The sequence below is a fragment of the Planococcus sp. BI3 genome (genome assembly GCF_056680115.1).
In genome coordinates this window covers 832,693-854,115 of record NZ_CM155266.1, presented here as the reverse complement: position 1 = coordinate 854,115, position 21,423 = coordinate 832,693, and the positions used below count along the sequence as shown (strand labels likewise).

Genomic DNA, 21,423 nt, shown 5'->3' with positions numbered 1-21,423 from the left:
GATAGAATAAAAAGGACAGGTGATGACCTTGAACAATCCTAGCCGTGAAGAAATCAAAAACGTACTCGACAATGCGAAAACAATTGCTGTTATCGGCCTTAGCCCAAACCCGAGCCGGACTTCCTATATGGTATCGGAAGCCATGCAACGGGCAGGTTATCGCATCATCCCAGTCAATCCGCAAGCAGATCGAGTGCTGGGTGAAAAAAGTTACGCCTCTTTGAGTGAAATTCCAGAAAAAGTGGATATCGTCAACGTTTTCCGGCGCAGTGAGTTTTTAGGGGATATTGCTGAAGAGTTCATGAAAATCGATTGTCCGGTGTTCTGGACCCAATTAAATGTAGTGGATGAAAATGTATTCAATCGCTTGGCTGACGCAGGGTATACAGTCATTATGGATCGTTGCATCAAAGTGGAACACGCCATTCTGAAATAAGGCATTACCGCTAAAGGGCGCTCAGCGCTCTTTTTCTATGAAGTTTGACAGATGGCTATAAAATAGAATACGATTAAGAGAGATTAATATGCGAACAAATGTTTGTTGGAGGGAATTAGATGGCTAAAATTCAAAGTACGGCATACAACGAAGAAGCAATTCAGGTACTCGAAGGCTTAGATGCCGTTAGAAAACGTCCAGGGATGTATATCGGTTCGACGGATACACGTGGACTTCACCATTTGGTCTATGAGATTGTCGATAATTCAGTCGATGAAGCACTCGCAGGCTATGGAGACAGAATCACCGTTACTATCCACGAAGACAATAGCATCAGTGTGCGGGATTACGGACGCGGCATGCCTACAGGAATGCACAGAAGCGGAAAACCCACTCCAGAAGTGATTTTGACGGTTCTTCATGCTGGCGGAAAATTCGGCCAAGGCGGCTATAAGACCAGTGGCGGCCTTCACGGCGTCGGCGCGTCTGTTGTCAACGCCTTGTCCAGCTTTCTGGAAGTGACGATTTACCGCGACGGCAAAAAGTACCGCCAGCGCTTTGAGAACGGCGGCAAGCCGGCCACGACCCTGGAAGAAATCGGTTCGACAAAAGAAACGGGCACGATGATCCACTTTTTGCCGGATGAAACCATTTTCTCTGTGTCCAAATACAATTACGAAACGATTTCGGAACGTCTGCGCGAGTCGGCTTTCTTGTTGAAAGGACTCAAGATCGAGCTGTTTGACCAACGGACAGAAGCCAAGGATGTGTTTCATTACGAAACCGGCATTGAAGCGTTTGTCGCTTATTTGAATGAGGAAAAAGACGTGCTGCATCCTGTCGCCTATATCGAAGGGCAGCAAGATGAAATGGAGATCGAATTTTCATTCCAATTCAATGATGGCTATTCCGAAACAATCCTGTCGTTCGTCAACAACGTACGGACCCGCGATGGCGGTACGCACGAAACCGGCGCAAAAGCGGCCATGACACGGGTCTTCAACGACTATGCCAGAAAAATCAACTTGCTGAAGGAAAAAGACAAAAACCTTGAAGGCTCCGATATCCGCGAAGGATTGGCGGCCATCGTTTCTGTCCGCATCCCAGAAGGCATGCTGCAGTTTGAAGGACAGACAAAGAGCAAGCTTGGAACCAGTGAAGCAAGAAGCATCGTTGATTCTGTTGTTTCCCAGAAATTGATGTACTTCCTGGAAGAAAATGCTGACCTCAGCGCTTCTCTGGTACGAAAAGCAATTCGTGCATCACAGGCTCGCATGGCTGCCAGAAAAGCTAGGGAAGACGCGCGAAACGGCAAAAAGCGCAAGAAATCGGATGCACTGCTGTCCGGTAAATTGACGCCTGCCCAATCCCGCAATGCCTCGAAAAACGAATTATACTTGGTGGAGGGAGACTCGGCCGGAGGTTCTGCAAAACAGGGACGCGACCGGGCCTTCCAGGCGATCCTGCCGCTGCGCGGAAAAGTCGTCAACACCGAAAAAGCGAAGCTTGAAGAAATCATGAAAAACGAAGAGATTTCAACCATCATCCACGCGATTGGCGGCGGGGTATCTTCCGACTTTTCGATTGATGATATCGCTTATAACAAAGTGATCATCATGACCGATGCAGATACGGACGGAGCGCATATTCAAGTGCTGCTGTTGACGTTCTTCTTCCGCTATATGAAGCCGTTGATTGAAGCAGGCAAAGTATTTATCGCATTGCCGCCTCTCTACAAAGTATCCAGAGGCATCGGCAAAAAAGAAGTGATCGATTACGCATGGACAGAAGCTGATCTGGATGCATCAATCAAGAAAGTCGGAAAAGGCTACACGCTGCAGCGATACAAGGGTTTGGGTGAGATGAATGCAGACCAATTATGGGAAACGACCATGAACCCGGAGACCCGTACGCTGATTCGCGTTACAATTGAAGACAGTGCGCGTGCTGAACGTGGCATCACCACCTTGATGGGGGATAAAGTGGAACCTAGGCGCCGCTGGATTGAAAATAATGTCGACTTCGGAATGGAAGAAGACAGCAATATTCTTGAAAATGATTTGATTCACGCTGAGGAGGAACTTGTATGACACAAACCGAAAAATTTCAGGATTTGCCACTGGAAGAAGTGATCGGCGATCGGTTTGGCCGTTACAGCAAATACATTATCCAGGACCGGGCGTTGCCGGATGCCCGTGACGGGTTAAAACCTGTTCAGCGCCGGATTTTATATGCGATGTACCACGAAGGCAATACCAATGACAAGGCATTCCGTAAATCGGCAAAAACTGTCGGTAACGTCATCGGCAACTACCACCCGCACGGAGACAGCTCTGTTTACGAGGCGATGGTGCGTTTGAGCCAGGATTGGAAGATCCGCCACATGCTCGTTGAAATGCACGGCAACAACGGCTCAATGGACGGAGATTCACCTGCCGCGATGCGCTACACCGAAGCCCGCCTGTCTGCTATTTCTTCTGAACTGTTGCGGGATATCGACAAACGAACAGTGGATTTCATTCCCAACTTTGATGATTCCGATATGGAACCGACCGTTTTGCCGGCCCGATTCCCGAACCTTTTGGTCAACGGATCGACCGGGATATCTGCCGGTTACGCCACGGACATCCCACCGCACGCCCTTCATGAAGTGCTGGATGCGGTATTGATGCGCATGGACAATCCGCAAGCGACGGTCGCAGAACTGATGACCGTCATTAAAGGGCCGGATTTTCCGACCGGCGGCATCATCCAGGGAATTGACGGGATCCGCAAAGCCTATGAAACCGGCAAAGGCAAAATCATTGTCCGTTCAAAAGCCCGAGTGGAACCGTTAAAAGGCGGAAAAGAGCAGATCGTCATTACGGAAATTCCTTTTGAAGTCAATAAAGCCAATATGATCAAAAAAATCGATGATCACCGATTCGACCGCAAACTTGAAGGCATCTCCGAAGTGCGTGATGAATCCGACAGAACCGGATTACGGATTGTCATCGAATTGAAGAAAGATGTCCAGGCTCATGGGATTTTGAGTTATCTCTATAAAAATACCGATCTGCAGGTCAGCTATAACTTCAATATGGTGGCGATCTACAAACGCCGTCCGACAATGATGACTTTGCAGACGATGCTGGATGCCTATATCGATCATCAGAAAGAAGTCATCACCAAACGATCGGAGTTTGATCTGCAAAGAGCAAGTGATCGCATGCATATTGTGGAAGGCCTGATGAAAGCTCTGTCGATTCTGGACAAAGTGATCAAGACCATCCGTTCTTCAAAAGACAAGCGCGATGCCAAAAACAACTTGATTTCGTCATTCGATTTTTCGGAAGCGCAGTCGGAAGCGATCGTTTCCCTGCAACTATACCGGTTGACCAATACCGATATCACGGACCTGCAAAAAGAAGAAAGCGACCTGAAAAAACTGATCGCTGAATTGACAGGCATCCTGACCAGTTCCACAAAATTAAAGAATATCATCAAGAAGGAATTGGCAAACATCCGCAAGCAATTTGCGGAACCGCGCCGATCAGTTCTAGAAGACAAAATTGAAGAAATCACCATCACACGCGAAATCATGATCCCGAGCGAAGAAGTGGTGGTGACGGTAACCAAAGAAGGCTATGTCAAGCGGACCAGTACACGTTCGCATGCGGCTTCAAACGGCAAGGACTTTGCGATGAAAGAATCGGATCATCTGCTGTTCGAAGGCAATTTGAATACGCAGCATACCATTCTGATTTTCACTACGGCAGGAAATTTCGTCTTCCAGCCGATCAATGAATTGCCTGACATCAAATGGAAAGACCTGGGCCAGCATTTATCCAGCATCGTACAATTGGATGCCAATGAATCGATTCTTGCAGTGTATCCATTTGAAAACTTCGATGCAGATGCCAGCATCCTGACCGTTTCAAAACTGGGGCAGGTCAAACGGTCTGCCTTGAAGGACTATCATATTCAGCGCTATTCGCGCGCCATTAAGACAATGAACCTAAAATCTGGCGATGCCATGATCTCTGCCGCATTGGTGACAAAAGAAACAGAATTGTTCATCGGCACCAAGCAAGCCTACGGAGTTCGTTTCCCGCTTGAAGAAGTGCCGCTGACCGGACTCCGCACCGGAGGAGTCAAAGGCGTCAACTTGAAAGACGGGGATGAGGCTGTTTCAGCGGTCATGATCGATCCGCAAGTAAAGCAGGAACTCGTGTTGATCACCCACCGCGGCGCAGCGAAGAAAATGAAGCTGCAGGAGTTTGAAAGCGGCAGCCGTGCGAAGCGCGGTGTAGTCATGCTCCGCGAATTGAAATCGAATCCTCACCAGGTCGTGGCTGTAGTCGGTGCAACCGGAAAAGAAGAAATCATTCTGGAAACCGACAAAGGCGCCCGCCTCTCACTGATTGCGAATTCGTTAAAAAATGTAGACCGTTATTCAAATGGTTCATTCATCGCTGATGAAGCAACCGATGGAAAAGTAGTTGCTGCGTACCGCGTTGATTTAAAAGAATGACTTAATAACCCGCCCCTTTATTCAAAGGGGTGGGTTATTTTTTATTCAATAATATTCATTTGTTTATCTTATGGGAGCAAAGCGTTTAAATTCATCCTTATTCAAGTTGGGAATCGCAGAAAAGTGAGTTGAATAAAAATGAATCGAACGATTGTTTCTGATTGCCTGATTGCTGTCTGCTGCAGAGGCTTCCAATTCGTTATAAGGCAAGCCGGAAAAACTTTTCATTGAATTGTCGCAATTTTCTCACCAAGTAAGTGCTCTGATGTGTTAGAGTAGTGAGATAAATAAAAATAAGAAGGTGACATCTATGGCTAAGAGCAACATCACAGAGCTTGACAGAGAAGTAAAGCTAGCTAGAGTATCAGTGGAAGAAATTATGGTAGCCAACCAGGCGCTCAAGGATGTCGTCAATAAAACGCCTTTGCAGAAAAACGAACTATTGTCCGCACGGTATGAATGCAATGTCTATTTGAAACGTGAGGATCTGCAGGTGGTCCGCTCCTTTAAACTGCGCGGGGCCTATAACTTCATCCGCAGCCTGAGCAAAGCAGACCGTGCCAAAGGCGTCGTATGCGCCAGTGCCGGCAATCACGCACAGGGCGTCGCCTACTCGTGCTTCGCACTCGGCATCGAAGGAAAGATCTTCATGCCATTGACGACACCTCGCCAAAAAGTATCACAGGTCAAACGTTTCGGTGGAGACAAGGTATCGGTTGTGTTGACGGGGGATACCTTTGATGATTCATTCACTGCAGCGATGGAATACTGCACGGCGGAAGAAAAGGTCTTTGTGCATCCGTTTAACGACAGCCGCATCATCGCGGGTCAAGGGACGGTTGCAGTGGAAGTGCTGAATGACATGCAGGAGCGGGTCGATTATATGTTCTGCGCAATCGGCGGAGGCGGATTGGCGTCCGGTGTCGGATCCTACTTAAAAGGAATCAGCCCCTCGACAAAACTGATTGGCGTGGAACCGGCCGGTGCTGCAGGCATGAAAGCATCGCTTGCAAATGGCCAGGTGACGCGTTTGGACACCATTGACACCTTTGTCGATGGTGCAGCAGTCAAACAGGTCGGCGATCTCTCCATGGCCATCTGTGCGGATGTATTGGATGATATCGCTTTGGTGCCGGAAGGCAAGGTCTGCACGACGATTTTGCAGCTGTATAACGAAAATGCCATTGTGGCAGAACCGGCCGGCGCCTTGTCCGTTGCTGCCCTTGATTTCTATAAGGATGACATCAAAGGCAAAAACGTGGTATGCGTCATCAGCGGCGGCAACAACGACATTGAACGGATGCAGGAAATCAAAGAGAAATCCCTGATCTACGAAGGGCTGAAGCATTATTTCATCGTCACGTTCCCGCAGCGCGCAGGAGCGCTCCGTAAATTCATGGAGCAGGTTCTGGGTGAAACGGATGACATCACCCATTTCGAATACACGAAACGGACGAACCGCGAAGAAGGGCCGGTGCTGGTCGGCATCGAACTGAAATGCCAGGAAGACTACGAACCGCTTGTCAAACGCATGACAGAAAACGGCTTTCCGTATAAAGACCTCAATAACGACTCCCTGCTGTTTAATTTATTGATTTAACAGCTGTGTTGACTAAGTAAAAGGACGTTTACCAGATGTGTCGGCATATATCTGGGCGTCTTTTTTTGTTTGCCGAAAATATGGACAATATGGAGGCCATTCTCAAATGGTATAGTAGAGTGAGCTATATGAAGGGGTGGATCGAGTGGAAAATCGTTGTTTATGGGCTCAAAGCAATGCGGTTATGCAGGCCTATCATGATGAGGAATGGTGCAGGCCGAGCCGGGATGACCGGTACATTTTCGAAATGTTGACGCTCGAAGGCGCACAGGCCGGTTTATCGTGGCAAATTGTGCTTTCAAAGCGTCAAGCTTACCAGGCAGCTTTCCATCAATTCGACGTTGCCTATTGTGCAGCACTGGCGGATGCGGATCTCGCGTCCATTAAGGAAAACTACCTGGTCATCAAACACAGGGCAAAAATCCAATCTGTCCGCACCAATGCCCAGGCAGTGCAAAGCATCCAAAAAGAATGGGGCAGTTTTGCTGAGTTCCTGTGGAGCTTTACAGACGGCAAGCCTATCACGAACAATTGGGAGACGGATGCACAGATCCCGGCACAATCGCTTTTGTCTGTGCAGCTCAGCAAAGAATTGAAGAAGCGCGGCTTTAAATTTGTGGGGCCGGTGACGACCTACTCGTTCATGCAGGCCATCGGAATGGTCCATGACCATATCAACAGCTGTTCCTATAGTATGGTAAATCAATAAAACAGCCCTTGAACGATAGCAGTAGCCGCATACTGGACTTTTTTTGGAATTCAACCGCCTTTTGCGAGTTTTAAATCCAGGCTCTTCTTTTTTGCACTAGAGCTTACAGGGTTTCTGGGGTAAACTGAATCATAAGGAAGCTTATTTTTCCTGCTGCTGGGGTGCCGGATGGCCTTCGATTAAAAGGAGGCTTTCATTGTCATCAGAAAGCGGAAAAAAAGAGCTGGCTAGAATGCCTTATATCGAAAAAATTCAATTCTATGTGCTGGAGTAAATATGTTTTCATTCAAAGTTAACAGGGTTCTGATTAACTGCTGGTATTTTTTATAGTTGCCGTGTTATTTTCTGCCGAAAGACAGAAACAACAACGAGTTGCGAAAGGAGTCATATCATGTTGAACTTAAAATACTTGGATCTGTTAGCGCAAAAATACGATAGCGAAGAAAAAGTGGCGACTGAAATCATCAATCTTGAGTCGATCCTGGATCTGCCTAAAGGGACAGAGCATTTTGTAAGCGATTTACACGGGGAGTATCAGGCGTTCCAGCATGTGCTGCGGAATGGCTCGGGAAATGTGAAAGTGAAGATCAAAGACCTGTTCAAAGATGAGTTGAGCATAAAAGAGCTGAACGAATTTGCGACATTGGTCTATTATCCGGAAGAAAAACTGCAATTGATCAAAAGCAATTTCACCAACAAAGTGGAGTTGCAGGAATGGTACATAGAAGTCATTGAACGGATGCTGAAGCTTGTGTCTTATGCAGCGTCCAAATACACACGCTCGAAACTGCGCAAAGCCTTGCCGAAGCAGTTTGTGTATATTATCGAAGAGCTGTTGTACAAGACGGACGAGTTCAAAAACAAAAAAGAGTATTACGCCAAAATGGTGGAACAAATCATTGCACTCGGCCAGGCTGACAAGCTGATCATCGGATTGGCTTACACCACACAGCGCTTGACCGTGGACCATCTGCATGTAGTGGGCGACATCTATGACCGTGGACCGGATCCGCATAAAATAGTGGACACACTCATCGATTATCATTCTGTGGATATCCAATGGGGCAATCATGACGTTCTTTGGATCGGGGCATTTGCCGGCTCTAAAGTGTGCCTGGCGAATATCCTCCGAATCTGCGCGCGCTACAACAATTTGGATATCATCGAAGATGTCTATGGCATTAACTTGCGGCCGCTATTGAATCTGGCGGAAAAATATTATGATGACAATCCGGCTTTCCATCCGAAAAAAATTGCGGATGAAAAACTGACGGAGCAGGAACAGCTGCAGATCACCAAAATCCATCAGGCGATTTCCATCATCCAGTTTAAGCTGGAAAGCCCGATCATCAAAAGGCGCCCCTGCTTTGCAATGGAAGACCGGCTGATGCTTGAAAAAGTCGATTATGAAAAAAATGAAGCAACCATCCACGGAAAAACCTATCCGTTGGAAAATACCTGTTTCGCAACCGTCAATCCCGAACAGCCAGATGAATTGCTGGAAGAAGAGCAGCAAGTCATCGATAAACTGCTGTTTTCTGTTCAGCATTCGGAAAAATTGGCCAGGCATATGAATTTCCTGATGAAAAAAGGCAGCCTTTATTTAAAGTACAACGGCAATCTGCTGATCCACGGCTGCATTCCATTGGATGAAGAAGGCCATATGGAGAAAATGGAGATCGAAGGAAAAGACTATGCCGGCCGCGAGCTATTGGATCTGTTTGAGCGCTATCTCCGGCATTCATTTGTCCATTCTGAGGAAACCGACGACTTTGCGACCGATATGGTTTGGTACCTATGGACAGGAGAGTATTCTTCGCTTTTTGGAAAGCGGGAAATGACGACGTTTGAACGCTATTTCATTAGAGACAAAGAAACGCATAAAGAACGGAAAAACCCGTATTATTATTTGCGTGAAGATGAGGCCATGTGCCGTAAAATACTGGAAGAATTCGACTTGAATCCGGAATACGGCCGCATCATCAATGGCCATACGCCGGTCAAGGAACGTGATGGAGAAAACCCGATCAAAGCGAATGGCAAGATGCTGGTCATCGATGGCGGGTTTTCAAAAGCCTATCAATCGACCACCGGAATTGCCGGCTACACTCTCTTGTATAATTCCTACGGGATGCAGCTGGTGGCGCACCAAATCTTTAATTCCAAAGAAGAGGTATTGCAGAACGGCACCGATGTATTGTCCGCAAAACGGCTGGTCGATGAAGAGCTGGAGCGGAAAAAAGTCAGGGAAACCAATATTGGAGAAGGATTAATGCAGGAAATTTTCAATTTGAACAGCTTGAGGGAATACCGTTACATGAAGTAATGGCAGTTTCAGGCGGTAGTCGAATAAAACAAAAAAAGGAAGAGCCCACGCGACAGCGCTTGGGCTCTTCCTTTAGCCTTCTATAAAAATCACTCTTTTACCGAGTTTCTCATCCCGATGGATTTTCTTTTCAAGGCGAAGTGCTGCTCCAATTTCGGGCCCAGCTGAAACAGCAGGACGCCGCCGCTGATCAATAGGACGCCGAGCAGGGACTGCCACGTGAAAGCGACCTTTTCCAGGCCGAACCAGCCCAGTGTATCCCACATCAGGCCGAAGAAAATCTGTGACACCATGATTAAAGAAATAGCGCGGCTGGGTCCGAGAAGCTGGACGCCTTGAGTCACACAGGCAACGACGCCGACGCCGAGAATGCCGCTGAACCAAAACCAGGGCTGTGCCTGGAATTCGAATAGGCGGCTGCCTTCAAACGCGAGCCCCGCAGCAAAGGAAGCCAGAAATCCGAGAAGCAGGACCAGCGCCGTAGTAGACCAGACGCTGACCTGTTTTTTGACATTGGCGTTGAATGTGTTTTGAAGGCAGACAAATGCGCCCCCGAGCAATGCCAGTAAGATGCCGATTGCCATATCTATTCTCCTATTCGTAAATATTTTGACCAGCTTGAGCAAGCAGCGCGGAACGGTCAAGGATGGTGATTTTCCCGCGCTTTTTGGTGATCCAGCCGGCTTGTTCGAATTGCTGCAGCACACGGTTCAAATGGCGATAGCTGGTGCCGATCAAGTCAGCCATATCGATGAGGGAAGTGGATTCGAGTTTTGGCTCTGTCGGTGTCATGGACAGCAGGTAACTTGCCAGACGAACATCCACCGGGTAAAGCAGGTTGAAGTTCATTGCGTGCGACTTCATCTTGAATTTCCGGGTAACCGTTTCAAGGAGGAATTGAAGCCAAACGGGATCGCCGGCCAGCTCTTTTTGCAGGACATCGTAGGGAATGCGGATGACCCGTGTCGCAATGACAGCTTCCACGGTATTGATCAGTGGGCATTGCTGGACGTATTCAATATCGCCGACCAGATCAAAAGGGCTTTTAAAGGCTGAAATCAAGCGTTTACCATCAGGAGACAGCATGGAGATCTTCAGTTTCCCTTTGACCAACAGGTAAAGTGTCGCGGAATCATCACCTTGCGACAGCAATCGGTCTCCTGGCGCCAACGTTTCCATCTGCATCGCCTGTTGGACACGCTCCGGAAACAACTCCGCCAGTTTATAACAATGCAAATAATCCTTGATGGACTGTTCCATTTCCACCCTCCTCACCACTTCAGAACAACGACTCCCGCAATCATCATCAGCAGTCCGGCAAGCTGTGTCCGCCCGATCCGCTGCTTGGCCATGCCGAACCAGCCTTTGCGGTCGATCATGACTGCCGCTATCAGCTGGGCAATCAGGAAGATGCCTATTGTCAGGGTCACTCCCATCCGGTGAACCGCTGTCATATTGCTGTAGAGGACAACGGCTGCCAGCATACCGCCAGATGAATAGAGCGGCGGCACGTTTTTTATATTCCGGTAACTGCGGTCCCGGAGCATGACGACAATCAGCAATGCCAGCACGAAGCCGGTGAACTGTGTCATCGTAGCTGCCTGCCAGGTCCCGATGCTTTCGCTGATCGCGGCATTTGCAACACTCTGGAAGGTCAGGAAGAACCCGCCTGCCAGCGCAAAAAATATTCCTTTCATCCAGATCACACACCTTTCTTTCATTTTACAGTAAAAGAGGATGAAAAATATGAAAAGGACATATGTCCCATTTGTAAAAAAGATTTAAAGCAAGTAAATTTAGCCGGGTATTGCTTAAACTGTACAATATAAGTGAAGGTGCCGAAAAAATCTGTGGTTTTGTTTATAATGTAAATATAAAGTAGTTTCCTGTTCAGCAGGCAGGAGAGCCTGCCAATTGGGCAAGGAAGCACTAATCGGAAGATTTTCAGGTATTATTTTGCCCTCTTCAGTCAAAGGTGTGGCCTATACGTAGGGATGCCTGAATCCCTCTGTTGCCTGATTCAGCCTATTGATTGCGGAAAACTCTAAACATAGCTGCAAAGTGGAAAATTATCAGCCAATGCAAAATAATTTGTGGTAAGCTACTGACAGAATATCCCGCGAAACACCGGGAGTGAACTTAATGTAAATTTAATTTCCTAAGGACCAAGAGCGGAGCGTATAGCCATGTTAAAAGAACAAAAAAGGTATTCGAGACTGGCAGAGCTGACAAAAATCATCAATACGAAACTGGAACTTCATGAAGTGCTGCAACATGTCACTGCGGCTATCTCTGAAGAGATCGTTCAATGTGATTCTGTCGGCATCTATCTGCCTGATGAAATCGGAACTTTCAGGGCCATTGCCGGAAAACCGGATTTCATCAATGGCCAGTCCATTTATTCCCAGAAAATTGATCTGGAAACGGATGACTTTGCGAGAGATGTCGTGACGACAAAACGAACAATTTATATTCCGGATACATCCAAGGATACACGTCCAAATCCGAACGCTGTTGCTGCGTTCAATATCCATTCACTGCTTGGGATCCCGATTATCTATGAAGAGCATCTATTCGGCCTGGTCTTCCTGTTTGATTGCGGGAAACCGATGGACATTACAGAGCTTCAGATACAAAGTGTAGAAGCTTACGTCAATATGGCGGCTGTCGCTATTCAAAACGCCGATAACCTTAAGCAAAAAGAGCAATTGCTTGCGGAGAAGCAGCTGCTGCTTGATGCCAACCGGGAACTGTCCATGTGCTCAACGATACAGGAAACCCTGGATACCTGCTTCTATTATTTGGATAAGACCGTGGACTGTAAAAACGTAGCCGCTTTTCTCCGGGATCCCCAAAAAGGGGGGATTCTCAGCTTTAAGGAAATGAACAGGGAATCCGAATGGACAAGAGCAGAATGGAAAAATGCCTTGAAGGATATTCAGGAGGACCGAAAATCTGAAAACACCATCCATGAAGTTATGGTGAACAGGACGGTCAAGTTTATTCCGAATGAGAAAAGATGCCGGATGCTGCTGATTCCGATGATTTCCAAAGGGGACGTTTTCGGGTTTATTGCCATTGCCTGTTTAATGAAGACTCTTCAGTCGGACGGGAAATCCCAGGTCCATCTGGCGCATTCCATTGTCGATGCGACAGCCCTGACCTATTCGAATTTGACGTATATGGATCAGCTGGAGCTGCGGGTGAAAAAGCGTACGAACCAATTGGCAACTGCCAACGACAAAGTCACCAGTGTCATCGAAAGCATAACGGATGGTTTTTTTGCCCTGAACAAGGACTGGGAATTCATCTACATCAACAAGCATCAGCAATTGCCGGAAGGGAAAACGGCTGCGAATGTACTTGGCAAAAGCATATGGTCCGTTTTCTCAGATAAGCTCAATGCTACTTTGTACAAAGAACTCAACCGGGCGATGTCCGAGCGGGTCCCTGTGCAATTTGAAGTGTCATCGACTGTTGACTCTTATTGGTATGAAGTGGTCGCATATCCTTTTGACGAAGGCATTTGCTGCCTATGTAAAAATACGACGGAAAAAAAGAAATACGAAAGTGAACTCAAGCGCTTATCCAACCTGGAGCTGATCGGGCAGATGGCTGCAGGAATCAGCCATGAAATCCGGAACCCGATGACCACGGTCCGGGGTTTCCTGCAATTGCTTACAGATGATCAGGGGTTGAAGAAATACAACAATTACTTTGATCTCATGATTGATGAGCTGGATCGCGCCAATTCGATCATTTCAGAATTTCTGTCGATAGGCAATACACGGTCATCGGAAATGAAGATGCAGGATTTGAATGCAGTCATCTACGATATCGCCCCGTTATTGGAAATCGACACGTTCAATCAAAATAAATTCATCGAGTTCGAGACCCAGGAGTTACCGGAAATATCTTTGAACCGGGATGAAATCCGCCAACTGCTCATTAATCTGTGCCGGAATGGCTTAGAGGCGATGAAGCCGGAGAAAATGCTGTCGATTCGCACCTATATGGGAAATGAAAGCACAGTGGTACTGGAAATTCGCGATCAGGGAGCTGGAATGGACAAGGAAGTGCTGAAGAAAATCGGTACGCCATTCTACACCACAAAAGAAAATGGCACCGGATTGGGGCTGGGTGTTTCTTACGCGATTGCTGCCCGCCATAACGCGAACATCGATGTGCAATCAACTGAAGAAGGAACGGTGTTTTTTGTTAAATTTCCCCAGCTGGAATGCTAATGAAATCGACAGGTTGCAGAACAATTGGAGCTCTTGCTTAGCACTGTGACAGAAATTAAAAGAGATTGCCCTGATTCGTTTTATTACTTCGTTTCTGTTTTGAAACCAAAAGAATCGGGTTGCTCCTGCAATAAGAAAGAGGGCGATACAGAGTCTGATGAAAACAGACTCTGTATCGCCCTCTTTTATCTTTTCCGAAAATCTATGGCATCAAAAATGGTGGAGACCCTGGTGAATGCCCGGAAGCAAAATTCACCAATGGGATGATATAGGCAATGGCGATTGAAAGTGTCGCCAGTGCCACCCAGATTGTCCAGCGGTCCATAAACAGCGGAGAAGCATCTTTTTTGCTGTAATCTTCTCCGATTGGAAATTCAGTATCTCCTTTTGGTGCGAAAAATGCAAGTTGGATCCAGATATACACAAGCAACAGGATGCCGATAAAGAGGATCATTCCGCCCATCGCCATCAGCATTTCATACATCGCCCAATCCGAAGCGGCACTGTGGCCATTATACGTTGTATTAGCCGTTCGGCGAGGGCTTCCAAGGAGTCCATTGAGGTGCATGGAACCCGACATGAGAAGCATTCCGGTTGCCCAGATAACCGTCTGGGCAATGGCCAGGCGATTGATGGTTTTTGTGATTTTTCTTCCTGACAGAAACGGGATCAGCCAATAGGAAATTCCGAAAAATGTCAGCATGACCGTCGTACCCACAGTCAAATGCAAGTGGCCGGTTACCCATATTGAATTATGGACCACTTGGTTGACCTGGTTGCTGGCATTGATGATGCCGCCAAGACCAGCTGGAATATAGGCGAACATGGCGATAACCAAGGCAAAGAAGCGGGCATCAGACCAAGGAAGTATTTTCCACCAACCCATTAAACTGGTGACGCCTTTCACTCTGCCGGTCCGCTCCATTGTAGCGAGTATGGCAAAGGCTGTCATAAGGGAAGGGAAGATGATCATGAATGTTTGGATAACATGCAGGAATTTCAATTCCACCGACAATCCTGGATCAAGAATCTGGTGATGGAAACCACCCGGTACATTGGCGACCACCAGTATAACCACCGCGACCCGCGCAAGTGAATCACTGAATACTTTTCCGCCGATGATTTTCGGTATTGAGACATACCAGGCAGAGATGGAAGTCAACATCCAAATATTAACGAGCGTATGGCCGAAAGCCCAGAACAATGTGCGGCCGATCATCGGATCGATCGTCGGAACCCAGCCGAACGCCCAAGGGATGACCATCCCGACAACGAACACTGCGATAAATAGGGATGCGAAAACCCAGAGTATAAAGACAGCATTAGCGAAAAATGCGAAAAGCGGCGTCAATTCTCCAGGGTGTCGTTTTCTCCAGCTGTGGTAGGTGATGAACATACCCACACAATTCAGCAGGATTCCAACGACCAACAACGCTAATCCGATATAAAACCAGGGATGTGCCTGCATCGGCGTATAGAATGTGTAGAGCACATTGGCGTCTCCGGAAAGGATGAAAAATGCGGAAATTGCTGTTCCGGCTGTCATCAGCGCAAATCCAGCCCAGCCGCAAACCAACGTTTTACTGGCAAGTCCGCCAAGTACCCGTGAAGTCCCGGCATATAAATAGCCGATACTGAAGAAAGAACTTAATACCAGTACCAGTAAGACTCCATGAGCTGTCAGCAGTGCGTAATAGCTGAGCCAGGAAGGGAATTCCAAAAAGCCGCTTCGGACAAAGCCCTGCAGTAAACCGGCAGCGCCGCCGATGACTAAAGCAACAAAGGCAACGGATAAATTGGCGATGGATAAACGGGAATCCTGTTTTGAAATTTTAACGATGCCATCTTCCTGAACTGCTGATTTTTTGTGATCGATTGGTACGTCAGTTATATGCGTCATTTTTTCCCCTGCTTTCTAGTAGATCGATTATAGAAAAAATGTTTTGCCGGTATGGATGGAGTGGCAATTCACTTGACGACAATGGAGTTTGCCATATACTCATGTCCCAAACCGCAATATTCATTGCATAAAATCAAGTATTCTCCCGGTTCATCGAAGGTGTGGCTGACTTTCGAGATATGCCCGGGGACCACCATGACGTTTACATTGGTGTCGGTGATTTTAAAGCCGTGCGTTACATCTGGAGATGCCAATATGAAATGGACGGTTGCCCCTGCTGGAATTTCCAGGTCTCCCGGCTGAAAAGCAAACATCTCAGCGATAATGGCGATTTCGTACTCGTTGTCCCCAACTTCAGTCAGTTCGGCATCTGCAAACATTTCCGATTCGCGGACAGTTTGTGGATCAATGGTTTCAGCGTGGCTTGGCGGTCCCATTTGAAGGAAAAAGGTTTGAATAGCTAAGATTGTCAGAAAAATAACTAAAATAAGAGAGCCAATAATCAACCAAAGTTTTTCATAATGATGAATATGCATAAATGACAAGCCCCTTTCTGTTTTTTACTTGGTAACTCACGTTAATTGCGTTCCAAAAACAAAATGAAAATACTGAACCAAGAGATAAGCATGAAGACAGCAACGATCATGACGGAAACAAAAGTGCCGCTTAATGAACTGACATCGTACTTTTTGTGGCTGTTCTTCTTTTTGTTTGCAGAAGCTGCACCCTTCATATTAAGCTCCTCCTTTCCTTATTCTTACAGATATATTCAGTGATCAAGGGCTGTTTAAGGCACAAAGAATTATAAATGTAAAAATTATACTTATTGTCTAAATGTTATTAGAGCTTCAATGAATTTGATAGGGCTATAGAAAATTCCCTGAAAAACCAACAGCCAAGTTCCTGATTCCTTATCTTACTGAAATTCGACCAGGAAAAACTTGACCTGCATCAAGGAAAAACAAAAACGCAACAGAATCACCAAAAGAAAAACAAATTTCACTCTATCTACCCAATATTTTTTTCAAGATTCTTGATGCAGATCAAGAATCTGGCGGAAAGAATGATTTATAATGAAGAAGAAAAAAGGATGGATAATTCAGTTGCTTGTATATTATTAAGTTGAATACTGGATTGAAAGATGAAATCGTGTCCTATTGATGCTGACTCCTAAAGCAGGGTCAGACAATAACTCAGTCTGGAGGAGATTCCCATGCTTGTGATCATGTCTTTAGTACTTATCGTTGCGGCACTCCTGACTCTCATCATAGCTGTTGAAGTAAGCGGCACGGATGAGGGCAACTGAGGCGATGCCGATCAATTCGGATAGGCATCGAATAAGCACATCCGTGCAGGAGTGCACAGAAAAATGGCGAAGACAAAAGAAGAGGTGAATCTGCTGGTGCGGCATAATCTCTTCTTTTTGTCTTCGCCCCATTGTCTGGAATTCAGCCTATCCGCGTAAACAAGAACAAGAACAAGGAGTTTGATTCAATGGAAATTTGGGATGTATTCGACCGATCAAGAAACCCTCTTGGCAAACACTGTGTCCGGGGAGAGGCAATGTTGCCGGATGAATACCACATTGTAGTGGAAATCTTCACATTCAACAGAGATGGCAAGCTATTGATCACGCAAAGGGACCCGGCAAAGACGTACCCTATGCTGTGGGAATGTACAGGAGGATCGGTAACCACTGGAGAAACCAGCCTTATTGGAGCAGTTCGCGAGTTGGAAGAAGAAACGGGGCTCTGTGCCAATCCGCAGGAGCTGCATTTAATCGGCAGCTTACGGAAAAGTGATTATTTTTTGGACAGTTATCTATGGAAGAGCCCGGTGAACCTCGCGCTTACGGATTTAAAGTTGCAGGGAGGGGAAGTATGCGGCGCAAAATTTGTCACATTGGCCGAATGGGAAGAAATGAATTCAGAAAAGCTCGTTGTCCCGCTCGTATGGGAGCGTTTCATGCTCTTCCAAAATGCTGCAGCGGAATGGGTGGGAAAAGTGGAACAGAATTGAATCTGATAGTAAGGGGGGGATTTTTTTGATGCTGCAAAAATAGGAAACAATTCCAGCTTCTTCACTCCCAAGCACATCCTGTCTGCGGCGGCGATTGTCCTCAATGAACACGGAGACATTTTGCTGATCAAAGGTCCGCGCAGAGGATGGGAAATGCCAGGGGGACAGGTAGAGGAAGGCGAGTCTTTGAAAGAGGCGACGGCACGGGAAGTAAAAGAAGAAACGGGTGTTGAAGTGGAAGTGGTGAAATTTTGTGGAGTGTTTCAGAATGTCAGCCACTCCATCTGCAATACGCTCTTTTTGGCAAAACCGATCGGAGGCATCGAAACGACGTCAGCTGAAAGTCTGGAAGTCGGCTATTATCCAGTTGCGGAAGCGTTGGAGATGGTGACTTGGAAAAACTTCCGGCAACGGATCGAGTATTGCCTCAATGACACGACCCACCCGTTTTACATCGAATTTTAGCGGGGACAAGAAGAAGCCATTCACACAAAAAAGCCAGGAGCCTCAAAGCTCCGGGCTTTTTTGATTTAATCATCTGCACCTATTCCTCATTTTCCAGATCTTCAATCAGCCTTTTCATTTCGGCGATTTCCTCCCGCTGCGCTTCGATGATTTTGTCTGCTAGTTCGCGTACGCGGGGATCTGAAATATCCGCTCTTTCACTTGTCAGAATGGCAATCGAATGATGTGGGATCATCGCTTTCATCCAACCACTGTCTTCAATCAGCGCCTGGCTGCGGACAAGCCATAAGGAAAGCAAGAAAACAGCTGCACTTCCTGCCAGAATCGCAGTGTTGATTTTTTTGTTTTTGTACATAGGCCACATGAACAGCAGCATGACAATCGCCATAATGGATCCCATAATCAACGCCATATAGACTCTCGTCTCGCTGAAAGTTACATGGTCCAGTTGAAAAACATTTAAATACATCAACCAATACATCAAAAACGTGGAAGTTCCGATCATAATACCGAATTTCAGATAAGGATTCATCAGGTATTCTCCTCCTTTTCCAGATGATTTGCATATAAATGGTTTCTTTCTATGTATATACCATAGAGATAGCGCAATAAACTCCATAGAAACTGCATATTTCGTCTTTTACCGTCAGCAGGTACCGCGGTGAATAAATTAATTATTGCAAATTGACCGAAGGGGATAATGGTATAATTATCCCAATTAGAAAATCGACTGGAGGCTCGTGATGGAAATTTCGACAATCTTAGCCTATTTGACAAAAGAAAAAATCCTTCCTCCTGCCGACTGGAAGTGTACGGCTATGGCCGGCGGGACAATGAGTGAAGTCTATCTTCTGCAGCCGGAAATAGGCATGCCGGTCGTCGTCAAAATAAATGAAGCGAAAGCAACCCAATCAGAAGCGGAATTTCTTTCGTTTTATCCTTCCATTTCGCTTTTGCCGCGACTTGTGGCGGTTGATCCCGAATATCGGTTTATGGCCTATACCTATATTCCAGGTTCCACGGACAATTCGCCTGGCGGCAACAAAAAAGAGCTTCTTCAAGCACTTGTCACCGGATTGATCAATCAGTATCAGTTTATATATTCAGGTAAAGGCTGGGGATGGCGGGATGCGCCGGTCAGATCCTGGCAACAATTCTTGATGGAAGAAATAAAGGCTTCTGAAGAAGTTCTGGACCCCTATCTAAAGAAGAAGAATTTGAGTATTAAATCACCATCGACAAAAGGCCAAAAGCAAAAAATGCCTGATTCTGCTCCTTATTTAATCCACGGCGATTGCGGTGTCCATAACTTCATCCTTCGTGAAAAAAGGCTCGCAGGTGTCATCGATCCGATGCCGGTGCTTGGGTGGCCACATTATGATTTGATCTATGCATTCTTTTCGACGCCGCATGAACTGACAAAAGAAATGCTGGACGCTGCTATCGAAGGTTTCACCTTGCCGCTCCCTGACAGGCAGCAGTTATACAAGGAAGTGCAGATCGGCTTGTACCAGCGCTTAGCGATTTGCGTGAAGCACCATCCGGAGGACTTCCATGCATATCTGCGGGCTTGGAGATATTGGGAGAAGATTATTGGCAAAGAGCCGCTTTCTGTCAACAAATCAGAGAGAAAAGAAGTTCGATAATATCAGAGAAGCTGTAGGCAAAGGAGGGTGGCAAATGAAGGAGAAACTGATATTCTCATTTTTGGTCGTATTGACGACCGGCTTGATGGGGTCTTCCTTTGTGGTGGCTAAAATGGGCTTGGTTTACATATCGCCTTTATTATTGGCCGGCATGCGTTTTGTGATTGCCGGCAGCATCATGTTGTTCTTCGTCTGGCTGTTTAAAAGAAGGCAGCCTGCAAAGCCCGCTGAATGGGGAAAAGTCATCCTGATTGGTGCCGTTCAAACGGCGGGCGTCATGGGAGCCATCTTTTTGAGCCTGCGTACGATTACTTCCGGCGAATCCGCCATCCTGACATTCATGAATCCTTTGCTGGTTGTGATATTTGGGACATTGGTGATGGGTGTCCGCTACCGGATGGTGCAGTGGACAGGGGTGGTGATCGGCTTTATCGGTGTGTTCATTGCGATGGGAAGCCATATGACGATCGAAATCGGCACGTTTTTAGGGTTTTTGAGCGCTGTTTTTTGGGCTGTAGGAACCCTGTTGATCAAAAAATGGGGCAAGCTGTTCGATATCTGGGTGTTGACTGCTTACCAAATGTTTTTCGGCGGCATCATATTGCTGGTCGGCTCCGTTTTCATGGAAAGTTCCCGTCTTGTCATCAATTCCACATCCATTTCAATTCTTTTATGGTTGTCTATCCCAGCTTCAATCGTCCAATTTACCGTGTGGTTTTACCTGCTGCAAAAAGGCGATTCCGGAAAAGTCAGCGCTTTTCTTTTCCTGGCTCCCTTGTTTGGGATTCTATTCGGCTGGCTCGTGCTGGAAGAGCAGCTTGGCTTGCCATTGCTGATTGGCGGGAGCTTGATCTTCGCGGGGATTTTTCTGGTGAACTGGCCGGAGAAGCAAGTGGCGGTCAAAGTGACTGTTTGACAAAAATTGCTATAGCCATCGCTGGAAATTAAGAAAGGAAGTTGTAAATTTGGTTGAAATGATTGGGGAAAAAGTGAAACTGACAAAAGCAACAAAAGCACAATTGGACGAGCTCTACTTCTGGCGTTTTGAGGAAACACTGCAGGAAGCTAAAAAATGGAATGGTCCGTATATTCCGGAAGCTTGGCTAAGCAAAGAGCAGCACCGGGAAAAGTGGTTGAAAGCAGATGCTATCGCAAACGGTGTGCCGGCATCGCTTATCATCACCGCTGACAGAAAAACAATTGGTTATGTAGGTGCTTATTGGGTGGACCGGAATACAAACTGGCTGGAAACGGGCATCGTTATTTATAATACCGATTATTGGAATGGTGGATATGGCTCGGAAGCTTATCGGCTATGGATCGATTTTTTGTTCGAATTCACCGATTTGCATAGACTTGGCATGTCGACCTGGTCAGGCAATGAACGGATGATGAAAGTCGCCCAAAGGCTCGGCATGAAAGAAGAAGCCCGCATCCGAAAAGCACGCGTGGTGGAAGGCGAGTTCTACGACGCCATCAAGATGGGGATGTTGAGAGAAGAATGGACAGGGCAGTGTGAATGAGCTGTTTGATAATGGAAAGCAAGAAGGAGAAACAACAGCCAG

General features: G+C 46.7%; 19 protein-coding genes. 12 read left to right on the top strand and 7 right to left on the bottom strand.

Annotation, left to right across the window (positions count from 1 at the left end):
• The first annotated feature begins 22 nt into the window (after window positions 1-22).
• From AC1MEO_RS04280 to AC1MEO_RS04255, 6 genes are all read left to right on the top strand, one after another.
• Window positions 23-436: a CoA-binding protein gene (locus AC1MEO_RS04280; RefSeq protein WP_480334562.1), complete on the top strand. Its 414-nt coding sequence runs from the start codon at window positions 23-25 to the stop codon at window positions 434-436.
• 119 nt (window positions 437-555) lie between these two features.
• The gene (gene parE / locus AC1MEO_RS04275; protein WP_480334561.1) at window positions 556-2,526 is read left to right on the top strand and encodes a DNA topoisomerase IV subunit B; all 1,971 of its coding nucleotides are present in this window, start codon (window positions 556-558) and stop codon (window positions 2,524-2,526) included.
• Window positions 2,523-4,949, top strand: a complete 2,427-nt coding sequence (gene parC / locus AC1MEO_RS04270; protein ID WP_480334560.1) for a DNA topoisomerase IV subunit A — start codon at window positions 2,523-2,525, stop codon at window positions 4,947-4,949. The genes parE and parC overlap by 4 nt, the downstream gene beginning before the upstream one ends.
• Window positions 4,950-5,259: 310 nt before the next feature.
• Window positions 5,260-6,549, top strand: coding sequence for a threonine ammonia-lyase IlvA (ilvA, locus tag AC1MEO_RS04265; protein WP_480334559.1), 1,290 nt, complete (start codon window positions 5,260-5,262; stop codon window positions 6,547-6,549).
• A gap of 145 nt (window positions 6,550-6,694) precedes the next feature.
• A complete protein-coding gene (locus AC1MEO_RS04260) occupies window positions 6,695-7,258 on the top strand; it encodes a DNA-3-methyladenine glycosylase I (RefSeq protein WP_480334557.1) in 564 nt (187 codons plus the stop codon).
• 394 nt (window positions 7,259-7,652) lie between these two features.
• On the top strand, window positions 7,653-9,584 hold the full coding sequence (locus AC1MEO_RS04255) for a fructose-1,6-bisphosphatase (protein WP_480336020.1): 1,932 nt from the start codon (window positions 7,653-7,655) through the stop codon (window positions 9,582-9,584).
• Window positions 9,585-9,673: 89 nt separating this feature from the next.
• Here AC1MEO_RS04255 and AC1MEO_RS04250 read toward each other — a convergent pair whose 3' ends face one another.
• Genes AC1MEO_RS04250 through AC1MEO_RS04240 form a run of 3 tightly spaced genes read right to left on the bottom strand, consistent with a single transcriptional unit; the run spans window position 9,674 to window position 11,281 of the window.
• Window positions 9,674-10,168 carry a DMT family transporter gene (locus AC1MEO_RS04250; RefSeq protein ID WP_480334555.1) on the bottom strand — a complete coding sequence of 165 codons (495 nt, stop codon included), beginning with the start codon at window positions 10,166-10,168 and terminating at the stop codon, window positions 9,674-9,676.
• Window positions 10,169-10,178: 10 nt separating this feature from the next.
• On the bottom strand, window positions 10,179-10,844 hold the full coding sequence (locus AC1MEO_RS04245) for a Crp/Fnr family transcriptional regulator (RefSeq protein ID WP_480334554.1): 666 nt from the start codon (window positions 10,842-10,844) through the stop codon (window positions 10,179-10,181).
• 11 nt (window positions 10,845-10,855) lie between these two features.
• Window positions 10,856-11,281, bottom strand: coding sequence for a DMT family transporter (locus tag AC1MEO_RS04240; protein ID WP_480334552.1), 426 nt, complete (start codon window positions 11,279-11,281; stop codon window positions 10,856-10,858).
• Window positions 11,282-11,770: 489 nt separating this feature from the next.
• On the opposite strand from AC1MEO_RS04240, the gene AC1MEO_RS04235 reads away from it, so the two are divergent.
• Window positions 11,771-13,828: a GAF domain-containing sensor histidine kinase gene (locus tag AC1MEO_RS04235; protein ID WP_480334551.1), complete on the top strand. Its 2,058-nt coding sequence runs from the start codon at window positions 11,771-11,773 to the stop codon at window positions 13,826-13,828.
• Between the two features lie 202 nt (window positions 13,829-14,030).
• Here AC1MEO_RS04235 and AC1MEO_RS04230 read toward each other — a convergent pair whose 3' ends face one another.
• The 3 genes from AC1MEO_RS04230 to AC1MEO_RS04220 all read right to left on the bottom strand — a co-directional run bounded on the left by AC1MEO_RS04230 (window position 14,031) and on the right by AC1MEO_RS04220 (window position 16,461).
• The gene (locus tag AC1MEO_RS04230) at window positions 14,031-15,728 is read right to left on the bottom strand and encodes a cbb3-type cytochrome c oxidase subunit I (protein ID WP_480334549.1); all 1,698 of its coding nucleotides are present in this window, start codon (window positions 15,726-15,728) and stop codon (window positions 14,031-14,033) included.
• A gap of 68 nt (window positions 15,729-15,796) precedes the next feature.
• Entirely contained in the window at window positions 15,797-16,264 is a 468-nt protein-coding gene (locus AC1MEO_RS04225; RefSeq protein ID WP_480334548.1) for a cytochrome c oxidase subunit II, read from the bottom strand.
• Between the two features lie 41 nt (window positions 16,265-16,305).
• Complete coding sequence (locus tag AC1MEO_RS04220; protein WP_480334546.1) at window positions 16,306-16,461, bottom strand: cytochrome c oxidase subunit 2A; 156 nt, start codon at window positions 16,459-16,461, stop codon at window positions 16,306-16,308.
• Window positions 16,462-17,222: 761 nt separating this feature from the next.
• On the opposite strand from AC1MEO_RS04220, the gene AC1MEO_RS04215 reads away from it, so the two are divergent.
• Complete coding sequence (locus AC1MEO_RS04215; RefSeq protein WP_480334545.1) at window positions 17,223-17,747, top strand: NUDIX hydrolase; 525 nt, start codon at window positions 17,223-17,225, stop codon at window positions 17,745-17,747.
• A gap of 39 nt (window positions 17,748-17,786) precedes the next feature.
• The gene (locus AC1MEO_RS04210; RefSeq protein WP_480336018.1) at window positions 17,787-18,212 is read left to right on the top strand and encodes an NUDIX hydrolase; all 426 of its coding nucleotides are present in this window, start codon (window positions 17,787-17,789) and stop codon (window positions 18,210-18,212) included.
• Window positions 18,213-18,291: 79 nt separating this feature from the next.
• Here AC1MEO_RS04210 and AC1MEO_RS04205 read toward each other — a convergent pair whose 3' ends face one another.
• Window positions 18,292-18,744: a DUF305 domain-containing protein gene (locus tag AC1MEO_RS04205; protein ID WP_480334543.1), complete on the bottom strand. Its 453-nt coding sequence runs from the start codon at window positions 18,742-18,744 to the stop codon at window positions 18,292-18,294.
• 211 nt (window positions 18,745-18,955) lie between these two features.
• Between AC1MEO_RS04205 and AC1MEO_RS04200 the strand changes: the two genes are divergently transcribed.
• The 3 genes from AC1MEO_RS04200 to AC1MEO_RS04190 are packed head-to-tail and all read left to right on the top strand — an operon-like array spanning window position 18,956 to window position 21,381.
• Entirely contained in the window at window positions 18,956-19,858 is a 903-nt protein-coding gene (locus AC1MEO_RS04200; RefSeq protein WP_480334542.1) for an aminoglycoside phosphotransferase family protein, read from the top strand.
• A 34-nt stretch (window positions 19,859-19,892) separates the two neighbouring features.
• The gene (locus AC1MEO_RS04195; protein ID WP_480334541.1) at window positions 19,893-20,774 is read left to right on the top strand and encodes a DMT family transporter; all 882 of its coding nucleotides are present in this window, start codon (window positions 19,893-19,895) and stop codon (window positions 20,772-20,774) included.
• 49 nt (window positions 20,775-20,823) lie between these two features.
• The gene (locus AC1MEO_RS04190) at window positions 20,824-21,381 is read left to right on the top strand and encodes a GNAT family N-acetyltransferase (protein WP_480334540.1); all 558 of its coding nucleotides are present in this window, start codon (window positions 20,824-20,826) and stop codon (window positions 21,379-21,381) included.
• The last annotated feature ends 42 nt before the right edge of the window (window positions 21,382-21,423 follow it).

Coding starts and splice junctions, on each gene's coding strand:
- AC1MEO_RS04280 (WP_480334562.1), top strand. CDS start 23: ATGACCTTGAACAATCCTAGCCGTGAAGAAATCAAAAACGTACTCGAC.
- parE (WP_480334561.1), top strand. CDS start 556: ATGGCTAAAATTCAAAGTACGGCATACAACGAAGAAGCAATTCAGGTA.
- parC (WP_480334560.1), top strand. CDS start 2,523: ATGACACAAACCGAAAAATTTCAGGATTTGCCACTGGAAGAAGTGATC.
- ilvA (WP_480334559.1), top strand. CDS start 5,260: ATGGCTAAGAGCAACATCACAGAGCTTGACAGAGAAGTAAAGCTAGCT.
- AC1MEO_RS04250 (WP_480334555.1), bottom strand. CDS start 10,168: ATGGCAATCGGCATCTTACTGGCATTGCTCGGGGGCGCATTTGTCTGC.
- AC1MEO_RS04245 (WP_480334554.1), bottom strand. CDS start 10,844: ATGGAACAGTCCATCAAGGATTATTTGCATTGTTATAAACTGGCGGAG.
- AC1MEO_RS04240 (WP_480334552.1), bottom strand. CDS start 11,281: ATGAAAGGAATATTTTTTGCGCTGGCAGGCGGGTTCTTCCTGACCTTC.
- AC1MEO_RS04235 (WP_480334551.1), top strand. CDS start 11,771: ATGTTAAAAGAACAAAAAAGGTATTCGAGACTGGCAGAGCTGACAAAA.
- AC1MEO_RS04230 (WP_480334549.1), bottom strand. CDS start 15,728: ATGACGCATATAACTGACGTACCAATCGATCACAAAAAATCAGCAGTT.
- AC1MEO_RS04225 (WP_480334548.1), bottom strand. CDS start 16,264: ATGCATATTCATCATTATGAAAAACTTTGGTTGATTATTGGCTCTCTT.
- AC1MEO_RS04220 (WP_480334546.1), bottom strand. CDS start 16,461: ATGAAGGGTGCAGCTTCTGCAAACAAAAAGAAGAACAGCCACAAAAAG.
- AC1MEO_RS04215 (WP_480334545.1), top strand. CDS start 17,223: ATGGAAATTTGGGATGTATTCGACCGATCAAGAAACCCTCTTGGCAAA.
- AC1MEO_RS04205 (WP_480334543.1), bottom strand. CDS start 18,744: ATGAATCCTTATCTGAAATTCGGTATTATGATCGGAACTTCCACGTTT.
- AC1MEO_RS04200 (WP_480334542.1), top strand. CDS start 18,956: ATGGAAATTTCGACAATCTTAGCCTATTTGACAAAAGAAAAAATCCTT.
- AC1MEO_RS04195 (WP_480334541.1), top strand. CDS start 19,893: ATGAAGGAGAAACTGATATTCTCATTTTTGGTCGTATTGACGACCGGC.